The organism is Deltaproteobacteria bacterium (assembly GCA_016234845.1).
Lineage (GTDB): Bacteria > Desulfobacterota > Deferrimicrobia > Deferrimicrobiales > Deferrimicrobiaceae > JACRNP01.
Genome location: JACRNP010000065.1, coordinates 2,285 through 5,336, shown reverse-complemented (window position 1 = coordinate 5,336; position 3,052 = coordinate 2,285). Strand labels below are relative to the sequence as shown.

General features: G+C 65.3%; 2 protein-coding genes and 1 pseudogene (1 of these 3 only partly in view). All 3 read left to right on the top strand.

What is annotated here, in order from left to right; genetic code table 11:
- Nucleotides 1-65 precede the first annotated feature (65 nt).
- Nucleotides 66-815 (top strand): S8 family serine peptidase, encoded by a 750-nt coding sequence (locus HZB86_05335; GenBank protein ID MBI5904956.1) that lies wholly within the window; start codon nt 66-68, stop codon nt 813-815.
- Nucleotides 816-952: 137 nt separating this feature from the next.
- The gene (locus HZB86_05330) at nt 953-2,335 is read left to right on the top strand and encodes a DUF1329 domain-containing protein (GenBank protein ID MBI5904955.1); all 1,383 of its coding nucleotides are present in this window, start codon (nt 953-955) and stop codon (nt 2,333-2,335) included.
- Between the two features lie 13 nt (nt 2,336-2,348).
- Nucleotides 2,349-3,052 (top strand): annotated as a pseudogene (locus tag HZB86_05325) (DUF1302 domain-containing protein); it runs 993 nt beyond the window's last position.

Sequence of the window (3,052 nt, the reverse complement as noted above, 5' to 3'; positions counted from 1 at the left end):
GGGGTCGTACCGGTCGTTCCTGCGCGTCTGCGACAACCGGTCGGACGGAAGCGCGGAGGGCACCCTTGTCTAAATACCGGACGATCCCATGGGGCGAACGGCCGCCGGGGGCTCCCGCGGGCAGGGGCGTCCGGGTCGTCGTCGTGGATTCCGGCGTCAACCCGCGCCACTCCCACGTCGGAGGGGTCGAGGACGGAGCGAGGATCTTCCGGGGCGAGGACGGCCGGATCCACCGGGGGCCGGACTACCGGGACGATACCGGGCACGGGACCGCCATCGCCGCCGTGATCCGCCAGGTGGCGACCGGCGTCGACATCTTCGCCCTCAAGGTGTTCGACGGGGCCCTCTCGACGACTCCGGACGTCCTGGAGGCGGCTCTCGCGTACGCCATCCGTTCGGGAGCCCGGGTGGTCAACCTAAGCCTCGGGATGGAGTCGATCCCGCACCCCAAGGGGCTGCGGGCCATCTGCCGGGAGGCGGTCCGCCGCGGAATCGTCCTCGTGGGGTCGGCGCGCAACGGGACGAACGGGTCCAGCATTCCCGCTTCGTACGACGAGGTGATCGGAGTCCGCGGAGACGGCCGGCTCGGGGAGGACACGCTGGTGTACCGTCCGAAGGAGCCGTACGAGTGCGTGGCGTCGCCGTGGCCCCGGTCCCTGCCGGGAGTTCCGAGGGAGAGGAATTTCCGCGGGAACAGCTTCGCCGCGGCGAGAGTGTCGGGGGTGATCGCGTGCCTTCTCGAAGCCCGTCCGGACGTCGACCTGAAAACGGTGCGGAGAATCCTGAAGGAACGGTACGGCACTGTTCATAATTGAGACGACGTTCCAAATTCCATCTCAATTTAGGGAATCCCGTGCGGCGGGAGGATGTTCCGCAATCGACGGAGGCCGTTTTGGGAAGAATGCGGCCTTCGGACGTCCGGAAACAACTTTTTATTGCGGGAGGGGGCGAAATGGTCAGAAAAGCAGTGGTCGTCGTGGCGTTCATCATGGCAAGCGCGGTGTCGTCGTGGGGCGCCGCCACGCCGCAGGAGCTGGACCGGCTCGGGAAGGATCTGAACTTCGCCGGGGCGGAAAAGGCGGGGAACAAGGAGGGGACGATCCCGGCCTGGGAGGGGAAGGACGTTCCGCTGGCGGGTTGGTCGGTCGGGAAGTACCGCGGCGAATACTGGAAGTTCAAGGATGAGAAGCCGCTCTTCTCCATCGACGCCTCCAACGTGGACAAGTACAAGGACAAGTTGAGCCCCGGACAGGTGCAGTGGATCAAGCAGACCAAGGGGTACCGGATGGACGTCTACCCGTCCCACCGCAACGCGGGGTACCCGGACTGGATCGAGGCGAACATCCGGAAGAACGCCACCGGAGCGAAGGTCGCAAAGGGCGGCGACCAGCTCGCAGAAGCGTACCTCCCCGGGATCCCGTTCCCGTTCCCCAAGAGCGGTGCGGAGATCATCTGGAACTTCCTGACCCGCTACAAGGGTGTCGGGAACGAGTTCCCCCGAACCACCACGGCGGTTTCACCGCGTCCGGGAAGCACGGAGTGGCTGGACCCCGCAGGCCCCCAGCATACGTTCTACCCCTGGGGGAGGAAGGGGACCACGACCCTGAGCCAGACGAACGGCCTCCTGTACTGCATCGACTTCGGATACGACACGCCGGCGGCGCTGGCCGGGCAGCGGATCATGATCTGCGATTCCACGAGAAAACCCCGCGAATCGTTCTTCTACTTCCCGGGGCAGCGGCGGGTGCGCCGCCTCCCGTCGTACGCGTATGACGCGCCGCAGATCGGGTTCGAGAACCAGTACCCCATCGACACCGCGTGGGTCTACATGAGCATCCCCGACCGGTACGACTGGAAGATCCTCGGAAAGAAGGAGATGTACGTTCCGTACAACAGCTTCGGCATGTACGATTTCCGGAAGAAGCTGCACGACGTCCTCCAGAACAAGTTCCTCGCCAACGAAAGCCGGCGGTACGAGCTGCACCGGGTGTGGGTGGTGGAGGGGAACGTGAAGAAGGGGATGCGGCACTCGATGCCCAAGCGCGTCTTCTACTTCGACGAGGACACGTACCTGGCGCTCATCGGCGACCAGTACGACGCCAACGGGGCGCTGTGGAAGATGGAGGAGGGGTACCCGATCCCCATCTGGGAGCTGGGCGGCACGATCGACCACTTCCCGTTCGTCATGTACGACCTGGTCACCGGCCGGTACGTCTGCGACCAGAGCGCGATCGGGACGGGCAAGGACATGCGGTACCACGCGGAGTCGACCCACCCGAAGTTCAAGGCGGACTGGTTCACGGCGGAGAATCTGCGCGCGGTCAGCGAGCGATAAAGGAGCGATGCGAATGAGAGCCCTACAAAAGAGCTTGTGGTTGCCGGTGTGCGTGGTGATGCTCTGTGCCGGCGCGGCGCACGCGTTCCAGTTCCAGGCCAGCGACTCCGTCAGCGGAAGCCTGGACATGCAGCTGACCCTGGGCGCCGGGATGCGGATGGTGGACCGCAGCCCCGCGTTGATCGGCGACACCCGGGTGAAGCCGGACGCGAACACGTTCCAGTCGTCCAACGGCGACGACGGGGACCTGAACTACGACAAGCACGACCTGTTCACGACGTACCTGAAGTTCACTCCGGAGCTGCTGCTGAAGTTCCCGGCGGAATTCAAGTTCATGGCGCGCGGGACCGCGCTGTACGACTTCAAGGCGACCGACACCCGGAGGACCGACCTCGAGGACGACGCGAAGCGGCAGATCGCGCGGGACGTGCAGCTGCTGGACCTCTGGGTGAGCAAGGACATGAACATCGGCGCCCAGAGGGCGCGGATCCGGGCGGGGAACCAGGTCATCAGCTGGGGGGAGAGCCTCTTCGGGATCGGCGGGATAGATTCCGCCAACGCCCTGGATTTCCAGAAGTTCGCGATCCCGGGAACGCAGATCAAGGAAGCCGTCATCCCCGCGCCGATGATCAGCTTCGCCACGGGCATGGGGGGCGGCGTCAACGTGGAGGCGTTCTACCAGTTCCGGTGGAACCGGAACCGGGTCGCGCCCGTGGG

What these genes read in the sequence shown, in the direction of transcription:
- HZB86_05330 (MBI5904955.1), top strand. Translation starts at nt 953, where the DNA reads ATGGTCAGAAAAGCAGTGGTCGTCGTGGCGTTCATCATGGCAAGCGCG.